The sequence below is a fragment of the Actinomadura sp. RB99 genome, assembly GCF_014706005.1.
In the GTDB taxonomy this organism is placed as follows: Bacteria; Actinomycetota; Actinomycetes; order Streptosporangiales; family Streptosporangiaceae; genus Spirillospora.
The window spans coordinates 1-16,621 of sequence record NZ_JABMCA010000053.1 but is presented as its reverse complement, the minus strand read 5'-3'; the positions used below and the strand labels follow the sequence as shown (position 1 = coordinate 16,621).

Here is a 16,621-nt window from a genome sequence, read left to right as displayed (position 1 = left end):
ATCGTCGCCTCTTGCATCTGTTGTCTCTTTTGTAGCTACTCGCAGGTAAATGAGACGTAAGCGGCGATTGAGGATCCGGCGCGCGCCGGTCACGGGCGGGCGCGCAGGCCGTCCAGCACGACGCGGGTGACGGGGTCGCCGGCGCGGGCGCCGGGGCGGCAGACGGCCATGCTGATGATCTCGACCACCTCCGCCGGGCCGATGTCGCTGCGGACCGCGCCCTCCTCCTGCGCCTCGGCGGCCAGCTTCTCCAGCAGGGAATCCACCTCCGCCTGGATCTCCAGCCGCTCGGGCGGCGCGGGGCCGTCCCCGGCGAGCGACTTGATCAGCGCGAACGGCTCGCCGGCGCAGTGCTCCACGGCCAGCGCCAGGACGTCCCAGCGCGACACGTCCCGCTCCCGGACCTCGGCGATCCGGTCGCGGAACCGGACCAGCGCGGACACGGCGATCTCCTCGACGAGGGCGCGCCGGTCCGGGAAGTGCCGGTACAGCGTGCCCACGCCGAGGCCGGCCGCGCGCGCGATGTCGTCCATGCTCACCGCGCATCCCCGCGCGGCGAACAGGTCCAGCGCGGACGCGACGATGCGCTCGCGGTTGCGCCGGGCGTCGGCTCGCACCCGTCTCCTCCTCCGGTCAAGCGGAACATCGGGTTCAGGTTACTCTGTCCCCGTAAGCAGAAGCGGAACATCAGGTTCAGGTTAGGAGCGGTCCATGCGCATCGGAATGTTCGCCCTCGCCGCGGGGGCGCCGCTGGACGACGTCGTCGCCCAGGCCCGCCTGGCGCGCGACGCGGGGCTCGACAGCGTCTTCTTCGGCCATGTCCCCTCGTGGGACGGCCTCATGGCCGCCGCCCTCGCCGGGCGGGAGACGCCCGGCCTGGAGGTCGGCACCGCGGTCGTCCCGACCTGGCCGCGGCACCCCCTCGCCCTGGCGAGCCAGGCCCTCACCGCGCAGGCGATGGCGGGCGGGCGCTTCACGCTCGGGATCGGGCCGAGCCACCCGCCGGTCATCGAGGGCGGGCACGGCATCGCCTACGAGCGGCCCGCGCGGCACGTCCGCGAGTACCTGTCGGCGCTGCGCCCGCTGCTGCGCGGCGAGGACGTCGAGTACCGCGGCGAGACGCTGACCGCGGTGGGCACGGTGGACGCGCCCGGCGCGACCCCGCCGCCGGTGATCGTCTCCGCGCTCGGCCCGGCGATGCTCCGGGTCGCCGGCGAGCTCGCCGACGGGACCGTGACGACCTGGACCGGCGCCGCCGCGATCGCCGACCACATCGTGCCCTCGATCACCCGGGCCGCCGAGGCCGCCGGGCGCCCCGCGCCGCGCGTGCTGGCCGGCGTCGTCGTCGCGCTCACCACCGACCCCGACGGCGTCCGGAACCGGCTCGCCGAGCAGTTCGCGGCCGCGTCGCAGTTCCCCGGCTACCGGGCGATCCTCGACCGGCAGGGGCTGTCCGGCGTGCACGAGACGGTCGTCGCCGGCGACGAGGCGACCGTGGAGCGGGAGCTGCGCCGCTTCGCCGACGCCGGCGCGACCGACCTGCTGATCAGCCCGCGCGGCGACGCGGCGCCCGTGCTGGAGCTCGCCGCGACGCTGCGCCGGCCGCCCGTCACAGCGACGCGCGCAACTCCCGCTTGAGGACCTTGCCGGCCGCGGACACCGGGATCTCGTCCACGAACCGGACCTCGCGGAGCCTCTTGTAGTGCACGACGGCGGCGTTGACGTGCTCCAGCAGCTCGTCCGCGGTCACCTCGCCGGAGCGGACGACGAACGCGGTCGGCAGCTCCCCCGCCTTCGGGTCGGGGCGGCCGACCACGGCGGCGCCCGCGACGGCGGGGTGGGCGAGCAGCTTCTCCTCCAGCTCGCGGGGGTACACGTTGTAGCCGTTGTAGAGCAGCATGTCCTTCTTGCGGTCGACGATGGACAGGTAGCCGTCCTCGTCGAGCACGCCGACGTCGCCCGTGCGCAGCCAGCCGTCGGGGCTGAGCACCGCCGCGGTCTCCTCCGGCCGGTTCAGGTAGCCGGTCATGACCTGCGGGCCGTGCACGCACACCTCGCCCTCCGCGCCGGGCGGCAGCGCGGGGGTCGCCTCGTCCACGGACGGGGCGTCCGCCGCGACGATCTTCACCCGGACGTCCGGGACCGGGACGCCGACGGTACCGGTCTTGCGCACCCCCGACCGGTGCGTCGGGTTCGCGGTCGCGCCCATCGTCACCTCGCTGAGCCCGTACGCCTCGACGACCACCGCGTCCGGGAAGGCGGCGCGCAGCCGCGCGATCATCTCGTGCGACAGCGGCGCGGCGCCCGACCGGACGCCGCGCACCGACGACAGGTCGCGCTCCGCGAACGACGGGTGGGCCAGCAGCGCGGCGAACATCGCGGGCGCGCCGCCGAGCGCGGTGGCGCGGAACCGCTCCATGTCGGCCAGGAACGCCGGGACGTCCAGGCGCGGGTGGCTCACGATCGTCGTCCCGGTCATGAACTGGGAGTTCAGGTAGCCGACCGTGCCCATCGCGTGGAACCAGGGCGCGACGCTGACGATGACGCCCTCGCCGAGCGGCGTCGGGTACTCCCCCTCCGGAGCGGTCGAGCGGAGCGTCAGCCCGCCGTGGCCGTCGGGCTCGGGCACCGACCCCGTCCCGGAGCAGGCGAACTGCAGCGTGTTCACCACGACGTTGCGGTGCGGGAGCATGACGCCCTTGGAGCGGCCGGTCGTCCCGCCGGTGTACGCGATGTGCGCCAGATCGCGGCGGGGGTCGATCGCGACCTCGGGGAACTCCTCCGGGCGGCCCTCGCCGACCTCCTCGAACGCCACGCCGCGGCCGGCGAACGCGCCGTCGCACAGGCCGGCCACGTCCGCCGGGCCGCCGCCCGAGCCCGCGACCACCACCGTGCCGACCCTCGTCCGGTCGAGGACCTGCGCGACCGGCCCGGCGAGCAGGTCGAGGGTGACGACCACCGCCGCGCCGCAGTCGGCGAGCTGGAAGGCCAGCTCGTCCGGCGGCAGCAGCGGGTTGCACGGGGAGAACGTGGCGCCCGCCAGCAGCGTCCCGTAGTAGGCGATCGCGAACTGCGGGATGTTCGGCAGGTGCAGCGCGACGACGTCGCCGCGGCCGACGCCCCGCTCGATCAGGCCGTGCGCGAACCGGGCGGACGCGCGCGCCAGCCCGGTGAAGGACAGGTCGCGCCCGGCGTGGTGCAGGGCCGTCCTCTCGCCCCAGCGCCGCGCGGCGCCCGCGAGGATCGCGCCGACCGGGACGTCCGGGTAGTCGAGCGAATGCGGCACACCGGCGAACCAGTGCGGGGTGGTCTCGGAAGACGTCGCGCCCATCGTCGTCCCTTTCCAGAGGCTCATTCTAGAATCGCGTTCACAACTCTAGGAGAGGGACCGGGCGCCCCTGTGCGGCGGGTCGGGGCGGCGGGTCAGCGCAGCAGCTCGATCACCGGCCCGAACTCGTCCAGGAACGGTCCGTGCACCGTCACGTGGGAGAAGCCGAACCGCTCGCGCCGCTCCCGCAGCTGCTCGGCGATCTGCTCGTGCGTGCCGATGAGCGCGAACGGCGTGTCCAGCACCTCCTCGACGCTCATGTACGGGACGCGGGCGTCCCGGATCCGCTCGGCCGCGGCCCGCCGGTCCGGGGTGACCTCGACGTGCTGGACGAGCACGTTCCACTCGATCGCGCCGGCCCGCTCCCCCGCGTGCGCGCGGGCGAACGCGACCCGCTCGGCCGCCTGCTCGGCCGTCCCCATCCGGAACGTCCCCGGCGGCGCGCCCTCGACCTGGTACATCCCCGCGATCCCGACGATGTCGGCGTGCTCGGCGGCGGCCCGCAGCACCGTGTCGCCGGTGCCGCCGACCAGCAGCGGCGGGCCGGAGCCGCCGAACCCCGAGCGCTGCACCGGCGCGAGGTCGGCGAGCCCGAAGTGCTCGGCCACCGGCCTGCGCTCGGCGTAGTCCGGCCCGCCGAACAGCCGCCCGAGCTCCTCGATCAGCGCCGTCATCCGCTCGACGCGGGCGGCGAACGGCTCCCACGCGATCCCCGCCGCGTCGAACTCCCACTTCATGTGCCCCGCGCCGAGGCCGACCTCGACCCGCCCGCCGGTGAGCCGGTCGGCGGTCGCGATCTCGCGGGCCAGCAGGTGCGCGTTCCAGAAGGCGGCGTTCAGCACCAGCGTGCCGACCCGCAGCCGCTCGGTCGCGTCCGCCGCCGCGACCATCGTCGGGAACGGCGCCGGCGAGCCGAGGTGATCGGGGACCTGCGCCACGTCGTAGCTGTACCGCTCGCCCCGCCGGCACCGCTCGACGAAGTCCCCGGGGGAGGCGATGTCGAAGAAGTTGAACCCGAACCGGAAGTCCCTCATGAGGCGATCATGCCGCGTCAGCCCGGGGTGATGAAGCCCGTCTCGTAGGCGAGGATGACCGCCTGCGTCCGGTCCCGCGCCTGGAGCTTGGCGAGGATGTTCCCGACGTGCGTCTTCACCGTCTGCGGGCTCACGAACAGCTCGCCGGCGATCTCGGCGTTGGAGCGGCCCTTCGCCACCAGCCGCAGCACGTCCGCCTCCCGCTCGGTCAGCTCGCCGTGCCAGCGCGCCGCCCGCCCGCCGGCCGGCGACGGCCCGTGCGCGGCGGCCAGCTCCCGGATCGCGGCCGGGAACAGCAGGCTGTCGCCGTGCGCGACCATCCGGACCGCCTGCAGGATCTCCTCCGGCCGCGTCCGCTTCAGCAGGAACCCGTTCGCGCCGGCCTTCAGCGCGTCGTAGACGTACTCGTCGTTCTCGAACGTCGTCACGACGATGATCTTCGGGGGCTCGCGGACGGTGTCCAGGATGTGGCGGGTCGCCTGGATCCCGTCGAGCCGCGGCATCCGCACGTCCATCAGGATCACGTCCGGGCGGAGCCGCGCCACCGCGTCCGGCACCTCCGCGCCGTCGGACGCCTCGCCGACCACGGCCAGGTCGTCCTCGGCGTTGATGATCGCCGCCAGCCCCGCCCGGATCAGCCGTTCGTCGTCGACCAGCAGCACCTTGATCGTCATGTCCCGGACCCTCTCACGAAGCACCGCCCGCACAGGCGGTACTGCTCTCTCTCATGGAACGGCCGCGTCCGGTGGAGCGCGCCGCCGCTCCGGGGACGGGCCACCGCCGCCCGCTCAGGAGACGCGGCCGAGCGGCAGCGACACGTGCATCCGCCAGCGGTCGCCGTCCGGCCCGGCCGTCATCTCGCCCCGCAGCACGGTGACGCGCTCGCGGATGCCGCCGAGCCCGCGCCCGCCACCGTGGCCCGCCCCCACGCCGCGCGCGCCCAGCGGATTGCTCATCTCCATCTCCAGCCGCTCTCCGGACACGCCGAGGCGCAGCCGCACCGGCACCTTGCCCGCGTGCCGCAGCGCGTTCGTCAGCCCCTCCTGGACGATCCGGTACGCCTCCCGGGAGACCGCCGCGGGCACGTGCTCGACCTGCGGGTCCACCTCCGAGTCGAGCCGCACCCCGGCGAGCCGCGTCTGCTCCAGCACGCGGCCGAGATCCTTCAGCGTGGGCTGCGGCGCCGGCCGGGACCGGTCTTCGCGCAGCAGCCCGAGCACGTGGTCGAGGTCCTCCAGCGCGGCGCGCGCCGACTCCTCGATCGCGCCGAGCGCCTCCCGGGCGAACTCCGGATCGGTGTCCAGGACGCGCCCGGCCGCGCCCGCCTGCAGCGTCACGACGCTGAGCGCGTGCCCCACCGAGTCGTGCAGCTCGCGCGCCAGCCGGTTGCGCTCGGCGAGCCGGACCGCCCGCGCCTCCAGCTCCGCGAGCCGCTCCGCGGCGGTCGGCCCGAGGAACCGCGGCGCCAGCCGCGCCAGCAGCGCGCCGCCCGCCACGATCAGGACGAGCAGCACCGCCACCCCGGCGATCCCGGCCGGCGGCGCCGCCCACTCCGCCCACGTCCCGGGCCGGGCCCACCGGCCGAGCAGCCGCTCGTCCCAGTCCACCAGCGGCGCCATGACCAGCACGAACGCGAACGGCGGCACGGCCAGGCTGAGCCCGCTGACGACCACCCCGGCGAACAGGTGCAGGGTGAACCACGCGCCGGACCGCGTCCGGCTCTCCCAGGTCGCCGCCGGGCCGGGCGCCAGCGCCGCCGCCGGGCCCCGCAGCAGCTCCTTGGCCAGCGAGCTCTCCAGCAGCCGCACCGACGGGACGAGACCGGTGACGAACGCGGCGGCCGCCGGGAACACCAGCAGCGCCAGCACCCCCGCGCCCGGCCCGTTGAAGGGCAGGAGCGCGGCGAGGGTCATGCCGAGGAACCAGTACGGCATGAGCAGCGCACCGCCCACCACCAGGTGGGCCCAGCGCCGCCAGGTCGTCCGCTCGATCAGCGGATGCAGTGCACCGGCCACTCCCCGATCCTGGCAGAACGGCGCCGCCGCCCCCTCCCCCGCGCGACCGGCACGGCTCCCCCGCACGGGGGAGCCGCCCGCCGCGCCAGCGGCGGCGTCACGCCTCGGGCTGCCGGGCGGCCTTGCGGTCCTGCCCGCCCGCGAGCCGGTCGCGCTCGGCGAGCTTGGCCAGGCGCGCGTTGTAGGCGGCGAGCTCGTCCTCCTCCGCGCCCGCCTCACCGCGAGCGGTGCGCTCGGCGGCGCGGTCGGCCTTGCGGTCCATCCGGCGGGCCTGCCGCTGGTCGTCGGCGTACCACTGGAACGCCATCACCAGCAGGACGACGAAGGTCGGCACCTCGCCGAACGCCCACGCGATCGACCCGGCGGTGTGCTGGTCGTGCAGGATCGTGGTGCCCCACGGCGGGTTGACGGCGTTGTACCAGCCGGTCGCGAGCGCCTGGTTCAGGCTCATCAGCGCGATGCCGAAGAACGCGTGGAACGGCATGGTGACGAACAGCAGGAGCAGCCGCATCGGGTGCGGCAGCCGGCGCGGCGCCGGGTCGATGCCGAGCAGCACCCAGAAGAACAGGCAGCCCGACGCCAGGAAGTGCACCATCATCGCGATGTGCCCGAGGTGGTCGCCCATGAGCTTCTCGAACAGCGGCGTGAAGTACAGCGCGAACGTGCTGCCCATGAACAGGATCGTGGCGAACGCCGGATGGGCGACGAACCGGACGAACCTGCTGTGCAGCATCGCGGTGAGCCACTCGCGCGGGCCGCGGTCGCCGCGGATCCGGGCGGGCTTGAGCGCGCGCAGCGCCAGCGTCGTCGGCGCGCCGGCCACTAGGAAGATCGGCGTCAGCATGTTCAGCACCATGTGCTGCGCCATGTGCACGCTGAACAGGATCGGCGCGTACCGGGAGACGCCCGTCTGGGTGACGATGACGATCGTCAGCAGCCCGAAGAACCAGGAGACGGTGCGTCCGACCGGCCAGGAGTCGCCGCGCCGCCGCAGCCGCAGCACCCCCGCCAGGTACAGGCCGCCGAGCACGACGACCAGGACGCCGAAGAACAGGTCGAAGTGCCACAGCGTCGCGAGCCGCTCGAGGTTGATGTGCGGCGGCATGTCGAAGCCGAGCTGCGTCTTGATCGCCGACTCGGTGCCGGTCTCCGGCGGCGGCGCGGTGCGGGCGAGCGCGACAGCGAGGCCCATGGTGGCGGCCATGACGGCGGCCTCGACGGCGGCGAGCCGCGCGAACGCGCGCGGCCTGCGGTCGTGCAGCGCCGGGATCGTCCGCTCGCGGTGCCACCAGCCGAACCAGCCGAGCGCCGCGAACGCGATGATCTTGCCGAGGGCGAGCCGACCGTAGTCGGTGGTGACCAGTTCCGACGGGTCCGGCAGCCGGGAGATCACGTTGACCATGCCGCTGGCGCCGACGGTGATGTAGCACCACAGCGCCATCCGGCTGAACCGCTCGGCCATGATCGGCAGCTTGTCGCGGCCGAGCAGCGCGTGCGCGCCGACGACCGCGAGGCCGCCGACCCACGGCGCGATCGCGGCGACGTGCAGCGCGACGCCGGTGACGGCGACCTCGTGGTTGGCGGCCGACGCGGAGTGCCCGGTGAGCGGCGGCGGCAGCAGCGCGATCCCGGCCATGGCCAGCAGCCCGAACGCGGCGGCCGGGGTGGTCGTGGTGCGCGCCAGCAGCGCCACCACGACGGCCAGCAGCACCACGATCATCAGCGCGGTGCCCTGCTCCAGCGAGCCGACGTAGCTGCTCAGCTCGTTGCCGCCGATCACCTCGGTGACCGGCTGGCCGAGCACGTCGGCGACGGTGAACACCAGCGTGGCCGCCGCGGCGGCGGCCCATCCGGCCGCCAGCCACGACGCCGCGCGCAGGTAGCCGACCGAGTCCCGGGACAGCTTCGGCGCGTCGCGCCCGCCCTCGACGGGCAGCAGCGCGGCGCCCGCGAGGAGCGCGCCGACGGTCAGCGCGGACAGCAGGTCCATCGCCGTCCGCGACGCGGGCAGCCCCCACCGGGTGGCGGCGCCGGCGTCCCCGATGCCGGGGATGACCTGCTCGGTCACCGCCCCGCCGAGGACGAGCGCGGCCACCAGGACCGCGGCCCCCGCCGCGACCGCCGCGGCGGCGGCGCGCAGCACGCGCAGGCCGCCCTCACTCACCGACGTTCCTCACTGCCAGACCCCGATCACTGGTGTTCGTCACTCACTCGCGGCGGCCGCCCCGTGCTTGCGCTTGGCCCGGTAGACGATGGCCACGCCGATGCCGATGCCGAGCAGGACGCCGACGCCGATCAGGCCCCAGGTCACCATCCCGGACCCGGAGTCGGAGTCGGACTCGGCGGCCTGCTGCTGGTCGATCTTGAGGGGCTGCTCGTTGCTGGTCGCGGCGGCGCCGGTCTGGTCGACCGCGCCCACGCCGCCCTTGGGAGCCGCCTGCGGCTGCTCCCCGGTGCTCCCGTCCCCGCCGGCGGCGGTCGCGGTGAAGGTGAGGCCGTCGGCCTGGACGGGGTGCCCGTCCGCGCCGACGACCCGGTAGGCGACCGTGTACGACCCGGCGGGCAGCGCGCCGGTCAGCTTCTGCGTGACCGTGGTGCCCTGGTGCTCGGCGGCGCCCGCCTGGAAGGCCTTGCCGTGCGCGTCCTTGACGATCACCTTGGCGTTGCTGATCTCGTCGCTGAAGACCAGCTTCACCTCGGTGACCGAGGCGGCGGACGCCCCCTTGCCGGGCGTGCTGCTCACCAGCTGGGTGTGGGCCAGCGCGGGGGTCGCGGTCAGGGCGCCGAGCGCGGCGGCGAGGACGGCGACGAGACCGAGGCGGCGCAGGGGCCCGCGGGTCGTGAGGGTTCTCATGGGTGGCCGGGTTCTCTAGGTGGAATCAGGGCCCTTCTAGCGTACTGACGCGGCGCCGATGGCACGTCCGGGGTCGGGGAAGGGCGTCAGAGCGTGCCCAAAGCGTGATCGCGGCCGTGCTCGGCGAACTCGGCGCGCAGGGCCTCGACGTGTCCGGCGGTCAGCGGCTCGTAGGCCAGGGCGCGGCCCGGGCGCACCCACACCCGCTGCCCGTCCGCCGGTTCCCACAGGAGGCGGCGGAGCGGCCGCTTGTGCACCTTCCCCGTCGCGGTCAGCGGCATCTGCCGGACGACCCGGACGAACCGCGGCGCCCACTTCGTCCCGAGGTCGGGCTGCGCGGCCAGGAAGGCGGCGAACCCGTCGGCGTCGAACGCGGTGCCGTCGTGCAGTTCCAGCGCGGCCATCACCTGGTCGCCGGTGCGCGGGTCCGGGACGGGGTAGACGGCGCACATCACCACGGCGGGCCAGCGCGACAGGATCCGCTCGACCGGTGCGGCGGCGAAGTTCTCGCTGTCGACGCGGAGCCGGTCGGCGCCGCGCCCGGCGAAGTAGAAGTAGCCGGCCTCGTCGCGGTAGCCGAGGTCGCCGCTCCAGTACGTGCCGCCGCGGACCCGTTCGGCGTCGGCCTCCGGGTCCTTGTAGTAGCCCTCGAAGGCGGCGCCGGCGTTGAGCCCGGCGAGCTCGCCGATGGCCTCGCCGGGGTTGAGCAGGGCGCCGGAGGCGTCGAAGCGGGCCCGCGGGCACTCGCGGCCGGTGCCGGGGTCGAGCACGGCGACCTCGACGTCGGGCGGCGCGACGCCGAGCGCGTCGGGCGGCGAGTCCGGCGTCTTGCGCAGCGAGATCGCGCCCTCGCTGGAGCCGTAGCCCTCGATGATCCGGCATCCGAACCGGCGCGCGAACCCGGCCATGTCCTGGGCGGACGCCTCCGTGCCGAACGCGCACCGCAGCGTGTTGTCGTGGTCGTCGGGCCGCTCGGGGGTGGCGAGGATGTAGGCGAGGGCGCGTCCGACGTAGTTGAAGTAGGTCACGCCGAACCGGCGCACGTCGGGCAGGAAGCCGGACGCGGAGAAGCGGCGGCGCAGCGCGACGGTGGCGCCCGCGTGCACGGCCATCGCGAGGTTGGCCATCACCGCGTTGCCGTGGAACAGCGGCATCGCGACGTAGGTGACGGAGTCGCGCTCGATCCCCATCATCGCGGACCGCTCCGCGATCGCGGCGAGCCGTCCCTGCCCGCAGGCGACCGCCTTCGGCGCCCCGGTCGACCCGGACGTGAACAGGAGCAGCAGCCGGTCGTCCGGCCGCGCGCCGGGGTCGCCGCGGTCCGCCCCGTCCGCCGCCCTGCCCGCCGCCCTGCCCGCCGCCGCGCGCAGCGACGCCTCGTACGCGGCGGAGTCGACGACGAGGATCCGGTCCGCCGGGAACTCCTCGCCGAGCGCGTCCAGCAGCGGGAGGTGGGCGGTGTCGGTGACGATCAGGTCGCAGTCGGTGTGCCGGACGTCGGCGGCCAGCTCGGCGCCGCGCCGGGTCGGGTTGACGCCGACGACGGTGGCGCGGCCGAGCGCCGCGGCGAAGATCCAGAACACGTACTCGGGGACGTTCTCCAGCAGCACCCCGACGTGCCGGGGGCGGCCGGGCGGCTCGGGGCACGCGTCCGGCAGCAGCGCGGCGCGCGTCCGGGCGGCCGCCACGGCCTGCGCCCAGCTGTAGGTCTCGTCCTCGAACCGGAGCGCGGGGTGCCCGTCACCGGCCCGTTCCAGCAGAAGGTCCGCGAAGGTCGGGCTCGCCACGTCCGCGACACTGCCACCCAAGCTTTTGCTTGGTCAAGGGCGGACGATCAATTGCACCCGCAGTCGCAGTCACAGCAGTCGCAGCCGTCACAGCAGTCGCAGTCGCAGCAGTCGCAGCCGCTGCAGCAGTCGCAGCCGTCGCAGCAGTCGTCGCAATGCCGGGTGCACCAGCAGCGGTCCCCGCAGTCCTTGCCGTGGTGCTCGCTCCAGTCGGGCTGGAACACCCCGCAGGTCAGGCACACCGCCGTCCCGGTGAAGCACGGGATCGGCCATCCCGGGCGGCGCCCCGGCGGCCGGTGCCCGAAGTTCGCGCCGCCGCCTCCCCCGCCGCCGTGCGGCGGGAACCAGCCGCCGCCGTCGCCGTGGCCGCCGCCGTGCTGGGGCGGGTACCCGTGCTGGGGCGGATAGCCGTGCTGGGACGGGTCGCCGGGCGGCGGGTACTGGCCGGGCGGCGGGTACTGGCCGGGCCGGTACGGCGGCTGCTCCGGACCCGGCGGGTAGGCGGCGAAGACCCGGTCGACCGACCGGCGGACCTCCCGGTCCAGCAGCGCCCGGACGAGGCGCGGCCGCTCCATCTCCAGGTCGGCCAGGGCGAGCCGCAGCCCGTGCAGCGCGTCGTCGGCGTACCGGCGGGCCTCGGCGGGCGTCGTGCCGGTGGCCAGGAGCGGGTTGAACGCGCCCGCCGCCGCGTCGTCGGCGACGTCCTCGACGGCGTCGATCAGGTGCGCGAGGCGGCCGAAGTGGCGGCCCGCCTCCGCCAGCGTCTCGGCGTTGCCCTCCTTGCCGGCGAGGACCGCGGTGTGCGCGAACACGGCCGCGACGGCGGTCTCGGTGGGCTCGGTGAGGTCGAGCAGCCGCAGGCCCGGCTCGGCCTCCAGCACGGCCTGCCGGGCGACGGCCTCGCGCAGCACCGACGGGTCGAACCCGACGGCGGCGCCCGTCCGCGCGCCCGCCGCGTCCCAGCGGGAGGCGGCCCGGCCCGCGGCGGCGGCGACCAGCCGGCGCGCGTACGCGCCGTCGCCGTCCGCGACGTGGTCGCGGGTCTTCCCGGCGGCGAGCAGCAGCGACGCGGCCGCCGCCAGCCGCGCGCCCTCCGCCTTCGCGGTCACGACCTCGGCGGTCTTCATCCCGCGCAGCGCGCAGGGCCCGGCCTTGCGGCGCGGCGACAGCTCCGGCGCCTGCGCCTCCACCAGCACGGAGACGAGCAGCCCGTCGTAGTTGGTGACGAGCCGCGCCGCCTGGCCGTGCTCGGCCCGCAGCGTCAGGCACAGCCCGCACAGGTGCGCCATCCAGTCCTTGAAGAGCGTCCCGCACAGCGCGTGCTTGCAGGGACGGACCACACCGAACACCGATATCTCCCCGTTTCAGGCGTCTCGCAGCATTGACTCACGGACGCAGCGGCGCCCGGGACGGTTCGCCCCAGAAGATCCGGGATTCGTCGCGGTCAGACTCCGACGCAGGTCAGGGCGCGGCGGTAGGCGGCCATCCGCGGCTCCCGCGTGCCCGTCTCGGCGAGCACCTCGGCGAGGTCGAACCACGCCTGCGCCGCCTCCCGCGAGGACTCCATGTCCTCCAGGCACGTCGCGGCCCTCGTGAGGACCTCCACCGCGCGGTCGCGGTCGCCGAGCCGCACGCACGCCTCGCCGAGCACGGTCAGCGCGCCCGCCGTGACCCGGCGCGGCGCGTCCCCGAGCAGCTCCAGGGCGTCCTCGGCGAGCCGCACCGCCTCCGCCGGGCGGCCGAGCGCGGTCTCCGCGCGGGCCAGCTCGGTCAGGCACCGGGCCACGTCGATCTCCCCGGCGGAACCGGCGTTGATCTCCCCGCTCACCCGGGCGAGCAGCTCGCGGGCCTGCACCGCCTGGTCGGGCCGGGCGCGCAGCAGCAGCCCCGCGTAGACGACCCGGAGCCGGTTGAGGTCGCGCGGGTCCTCGCCGTCGCCGGCCAGCATCAGCGCCCGCTCGGCGAGCCCGACGCCCTCCTCGTACTCGCCGCGGATCTGCGCGACGTTGGCGGCCTCCCAGTAGGCGACCGTGCGGGCCCGGGCGCTGCCGATCCGCTCGGCCCGCTCGACCAGCTGACCGGCCAGCTGCCGGGCGCGGACGAGGTCGCCGCGCTCGATGAAGGCGGCCAGCAGCGCCGCGCCGAGGTGCACGGCGGCGTCGGTGGAGTCGGCGCCGGTCGCGATGAGGTGCCGCAGCGCCTCCTCGGCGGCCTGCACGCCCGCGCTGATGTCGCCGCGCTCGCGCAGGCAGCGGCTCAGCGCGACGTGCACCCGCGCCCAGTGGTCGAGGTCGGCCTCGGCGGACGCCTCCTCGGTCAGCGCGCGCAGCCCGGCGATCGCCTCCTCCAGCTCGCCCGCCGCCTCCAGCGCGAGGGCGTGCCCCCAGCGGGCCTGGTGCAGCATCTCCGGCAGCGCGACGGCGTCGGCGTTGGCCAGCACCTCGGCGAACCGGGCCCGCGCCTCGGCCGCGGCGCCGTTGCGCAGCGCGATCTCGGCGTAGTCCAGGGTGACGCGCAGCTCGTCCACGACGTCCTCGCTGACGCCGCTGACGAGGTAGGTCGCCGAGCAGTTCAGCTTCACGGCGAGCAGGTCGACCACGCTCGGGGCGGGGACCCGCTTGTCGCTCTCGATCAGCGAGATGTAGCTGTCGGACAGCTCGGGGAAGGCCAGCTGCGCCTGGCTCACGCCCTGCCTGATCCGCAGGGCGCGGATGCGCTGCCCCAGTGTCTCCCGGTCCATGTGACCCCGCTCTTCCTTGTGGTCGCCTACAGGGTGCTCGCCGGACGCGTCGCGCGCAGGGCGAGGAAGAAGTCGACTCGGTCCTCAAGTGTGCCGAGGTCCCGGCCGGTGAGGTCCTCGATTCGGCGGATTCGGTACCGAAGCGTGTTCACATGGACGTGCAGCCGGGTCGCGCTCCGGCTCCACGACCCCGAGCAGGCCAGGAACACCTCCAGGGTGTGCACGAGCTCGGCCTGCCTGCTGCTGTCGTACTCCTCCAGCGGGCCGAGCATCCGCTCGCGGAACGACCAGCGCGTCCGCTCCGGGACGGCGGCCAGCAGCAGCGCGTAGGAGTCCGCGTAGGCGTCCCGTTGCGCTTCGGGGGCCGGCGCGTCCGCCGAGTCTCGCATTCGCACCATGGCAGGCTATAGCGGACCGTTCCCGTCACGCAGCGCTGGTCCTGAACCACATCCCGGCACCGGGCGCCGCGCGGCGCCCGGTGCCGGGCCCGTCCGCGGGGACGGGCCGCACCGGTGGACGACGCCGGGCCGCCCGGCGGCTAACCTGTGCTCGCACTTTCCGGGAACGACGCTGGTGAAGGCGGAGCACGCGCGAATGTCCAAGATCAACACGGCAGGGGCCGACGCATCACCGCCGGCCGGCGGGCGCGGGCCGCTGGACCGGCTGTTCGACCTGACCGCCCGGCGGACCACGGTGGCGCGCGAGCTGCGCGGCGGCGTCACCACGTTCTTCGCCATGGCCTACATCATCCTGCTGAACCCGATCATCCTCGGCGGGGCCAAGGACGTCACCGGCGCGACGCTGTCGATCCCGCAGCTGACCACGATGACCGCGCTGTCCGCCGCGATCACCACGGTGATCATGGGCCTGGTCGGGAACGCGCCGCTGGCCCTCGCCGCCGGCCTCGGCATCAACGCGGTGGTGGCCTTCCAGGCGGCGCCGGTGATGACCTGGCCGCAGGCGATGGGCCTCGTGGTGATCGAGGGCGTGATCATCGTGCTGCTGGCGCTCACCGGCGTCCGCGAGCGGATCATGAACTCGATCCCGCTGGCGCTCAAGCACGCCATCGCGGTCGGCATCGGCGCGTTCATCGCGCTGGTCGGGCTGTACGACTCCGGGTTCGTCACCTCGAGCAAGACCAGCCCGCCGCTGTCGCTCGGCACCGGCGGGCGGCTGGAGACCCTGCCGACGCTGGTCTTCGGCCTCACCCTGCTGCTGATGATCGTGCTGTACGTGCGGAGGGTGCCCGGCGCCATCCTGATCAGCATCATCGCCGGCACCGTGCTCGCGGTGGTCATCCAGTCGTACGCGTCGGTGCCGGACGGCGGCTGGGGCGTGGTCACCCCGGACCTGCCGCACAAGGTGTTCGCCACGCCCGACTTCGGGCTGTTCGGGAAGGTCGACCTGTTCGGCGGGTTCGGCCGGGCGGGCGTGATCACGGCGCTGGTGGTGCTGTTCACCCTGGTGCTGTCCGGGTTCTTCGACGCGATGGGCACCATCCTCGGCATCAGCGACGAGGCCGGCCTGACCAACGAGCGGGGCGAGGTGCCGCGGCTCGGCCGGATCCTGTCGGTGGACGGCCTGTCCGCCGCGCTCGGCGGCGTGACCAGCTCGTCCGCCAACACCGTGTTCGTCGAGTCGGCGGCGGGCGTCGGCGAGGGCGCCCGGACCGGCCTGGCCAACATCGCGACCGGCGCGCTGTTCGCGCTCACCCTGTTCCTCACCCCGCTCGCCGCGGTCGTGCCCGCGCAGGCCGCCGCGCCGGCGCTGGTGGTGGTCGGCGCGCTGATGATGACGCAGGTCGCCAAGGTGACGTGGGACGACCTGGAGATCGCGATCCCGGCGTTCCTCACCATCGTGCTGATGCCGTTCACCTACTCGATCACCATCGGCATCGGCGGCGGGGTGGTCACCTACGCGATCATCAAGCTGGCCCGCGGCAGGCTGCGCGAGGTGTCGGTGTGGCTGTGGCCGGTGGTAATCCTGTTCCTGCTGTTCTTCGCGATTCACCCGATCGAGACGTGGCTCGGGGTGAAGTAGGGGCGTGGGCCCGCGAGATTCTCACGCGAATGTCGGCGCATTTGGAAGTCTCGGACACGCTTGCGGGTGTCAAATAGTGCCGTCATGGCGTAAGCAGAAGGTAGGGCCTTACCCCCAGGCGTGAAAGGCGTGGCTGTGGTGTCCGCGGACCGTCCCCCCGACCCTCCCGCGCACGGCCACGTCCTGCTCGCGCCCGGGCGGTTCCCCGGCGCGCTGACCGCCGCGCAGGTGGCCCGCCACCTCGCCGCCGGGCTGCGCCGCGCCCGCCCGGACGTCCCGCTCGTCGAGCTGCCCGTCGCCGACGGCGGGGACGGCACCGTCGAGGCGGCGGTCGCGGCGGGCTGGCGCCGCGTCGAGGTCGAGGTCTGCGGGCCGACCGGCCGGCCGGTGACCGCGCGGCTGGCGCTGCGCGACCGCACCGCGGTGGTGGAGCTGGCGGAGGCGTCCGGGCTGCGCCGGCTGCCGGGCGGCAAGCCGAGCCCGCTCACGGCGTCCAGCCTCGGCACCGGGCAGCTGATGGCGCACGCGCTGCGGCTCGGCGCGCGGCGGATCGTGCTCGGGCTCGGCGGCGGCGCCTGCACCGACGGCGGCGCGGGGCTCGTCCAGGGGCTCGGCGGGCGGCTGCTGGACGCGCTCGGCAAGGACCTGCCGCCCGGCGGGGCGGCGCTGCGCTCGCTGCACGCGCTGGACCTGCGCGCCCTGCCCGACCTGACGGGCGTCGAGGTGGTCGTCGCGGGCGACTCCGCGGGCCCGCTGCTCGGCCGCGGCGGCGCCGCCGCGCTGGACGGCCCGCCGCGCGGCGCGACCCGCGACGAGGTCCGGG

The 16,621-nt window shown here is 74.9% G+C and carries 13 protein-coding genes and 1 pseudogene; 3 read left to right on the top strand and 11 right to left on the bottom strand.

The features are described from left to right. Nucleotides 1-89 precede the first annotated feature (89 nt). Nucleotides 90-617 carry a TetR family transcriptional regulator gene (locus amrb99_RS34775; RefSeq protein WP_190864281.1) on the bottom strand — a complete coding sequence of 176 codons (528 nt, stop codon included), beginning with the start codon at nucleotides 615-617 and terminating at the stop codon, nucleotides 90-92. A gap of 94 nt (nucleotides 618-711) precedes the next feature. On the opposite strand from amrb99_RS34775, the gene amrb99_RS34770 reads away from it, so the two are divergent. Further along, nucleotides 712-1,638: a TIGR03564 family F420-dependent LLM class oxidoreductase gene (locus amrb99_RS34770; RefSeq protein WP_190864279.1), complete on the top strand. Its 927-nt coding sequence runs from the start codon at nucleotides 712-714 to the stop codon at nucleotides 1,636-1,638. Here amrb99_RS34770 and amrb99_RS34765 read toward each other — a convergent pair. The 10 genes and pseudogenes from amrb99_RS34765 to amrb99_RS34720 form a co-directional block, all read right to left on the bottom strand. Continuing rightward, entirely contained in the window at nucleotides 1,610-3,355 is a 1,746-nt protein-coding gene (locus amrb99_RS34765; RefSeq protein ID WP_241756201.1) for an AMP-binding protein, read from the bottom strand. The two genes, amrb99_RS34770 and amrb99_RS34765, sit on opposite strands and share 29 nt — an antisense overlap. A gap of 68 nt (nucleotides 3,356-3,423) precedes the next feature. Continuing rightward, on the bottom strand, nucleotides 3,424-4,362 hold the full coding sequence (locus amrb99_RS34760; RefSeq protein WP_190864277.1) for a TIGR03621 family F420-dependent LLM class oxidoreductase: 939 nt from the start codon (nucleotides 4,360-4,362) through the stop codon (nucleotides 3,424-3,426). Nucleotides 4,363-4,379: 17 nt separating this feature from the next. Beyond that, nucleotides 4,380-5,036, bottom strand: a complete 657-nt coding sequence (locus tag amrb99_RS34755) for a response regulator transcription factor (RefSeq protein ID WP_190864275.1) — start codon at nucleotides 5,034-5,036, stop codon at nucleotides 4,380-4,382. Nucleotides 5,037-5,150: 114 nt separating this feature from the next. Beyond that, entirely contained in the window at nucleotides 5,151-6,377 is a 1,227-nt protein-coding gene (locus amrb99_RS34750; RefSeq protein ID WP_347256974.1) for a histidine kinase, read from the bottom strand. 97 nt (nucleotides 6,378-6,474) lie between these two features. Beyond that, entirely contained in the window at nucleotides 6,475-8,541 is a 2,067-nt protein-coding gene (locus tag amrb99_RS34745) for a cytochrome c oxidase assembly protein (RefSeq protein WP_190864273.1), read from the bottom strand. Between the two features lie 39 nt (nucleotides 8,542-8,580). Beyond that, a complete protein-coding gene (locus tag amrb99_RS34740) occupies nucleotides 8,581-9,231 on the bottom strand; it encodes a copper resistance CopC family protein (RefSeq protein ID WP_190864271.1) in 651 nt (216 codons plus the stop codon). An 86-nt stretch (nucleotides 9,232-9,317) separates the two neighbouring features. Beyond that, complete coding sequence (locus amrb99_RS34735; RefSeq protein ID WP_190864269.1) at nucleotides 9,318-11,018, bottom strand: AMP-binding protein; 1,701 nt, start codon at nucleotides 11,016-11,018, stop codon at nucleotides 9,318-9,320. Between the two features lie 47 nt (nucleotides 11,019-11,065). Continuing rightward, the gene (locus tag amrb99_RS34730; protein WP_190864267.1) at nucleotides 11,066-12,367 is read right to left on the bottom strand and encodes a DUF5685 family protein; all 1,302 of its coding nucleotides are present in this window, start codon (nucleotides 12,365-12,367) and stop codon (nucleotides 11,066-11,068) included. 95 nt (nucleotides 12,368-12,462) lie between these two features. Beyond that, nucleotides 12,463-13,758, bottom strand: coding sequence for a tetratricopeptide repeat protein (locus amrb99_RS34725; protein ID WP_190864265.1), 1,296 nt, complete (start codon nucleotides 13,756-13,758; stop codon nucleotides 12,463-12,465). A gap of 26 nt (nucleotides 13,759-13,784) precedes the next feature. Continuing rightward, nucleotides 13,785-14,093: pseudogene (locus tag amrb99_RS34720) on the bottom strand (helix-turn-helix domain-containing protein); the annotation flags it as partial. Between the two features lie 259 nt (nucleotides 14,094-14,352). Between amrb99_RS34720 and amrb99_RS34715 the strand changes: the two are divergent. Together amrb99_RS34715 and amrb99_RS34710 are read left to right on the top strand one after the other, a co-directional pair. Next, a complete protein-coding gene (locus amrb99_RS34715; protein ID WP_190864261.1) occupies nucleotides 14,353-15,798 on the top strand; it encodes an NCS2 family permease in 1,446 nt (481 codons plus the stop codon). Between the two features lie 135 nt (nucleotides 15,799-15,933). Continuing rightward, nucleotides 15,934-16,621, top strand: a 688-nt coding sequence (locus tag amrb99_RS34710; RefSeq protein ID WP_190864259.1) for a glycerate kinase, incomplete at its 3' end; no start/stop codon positions are given.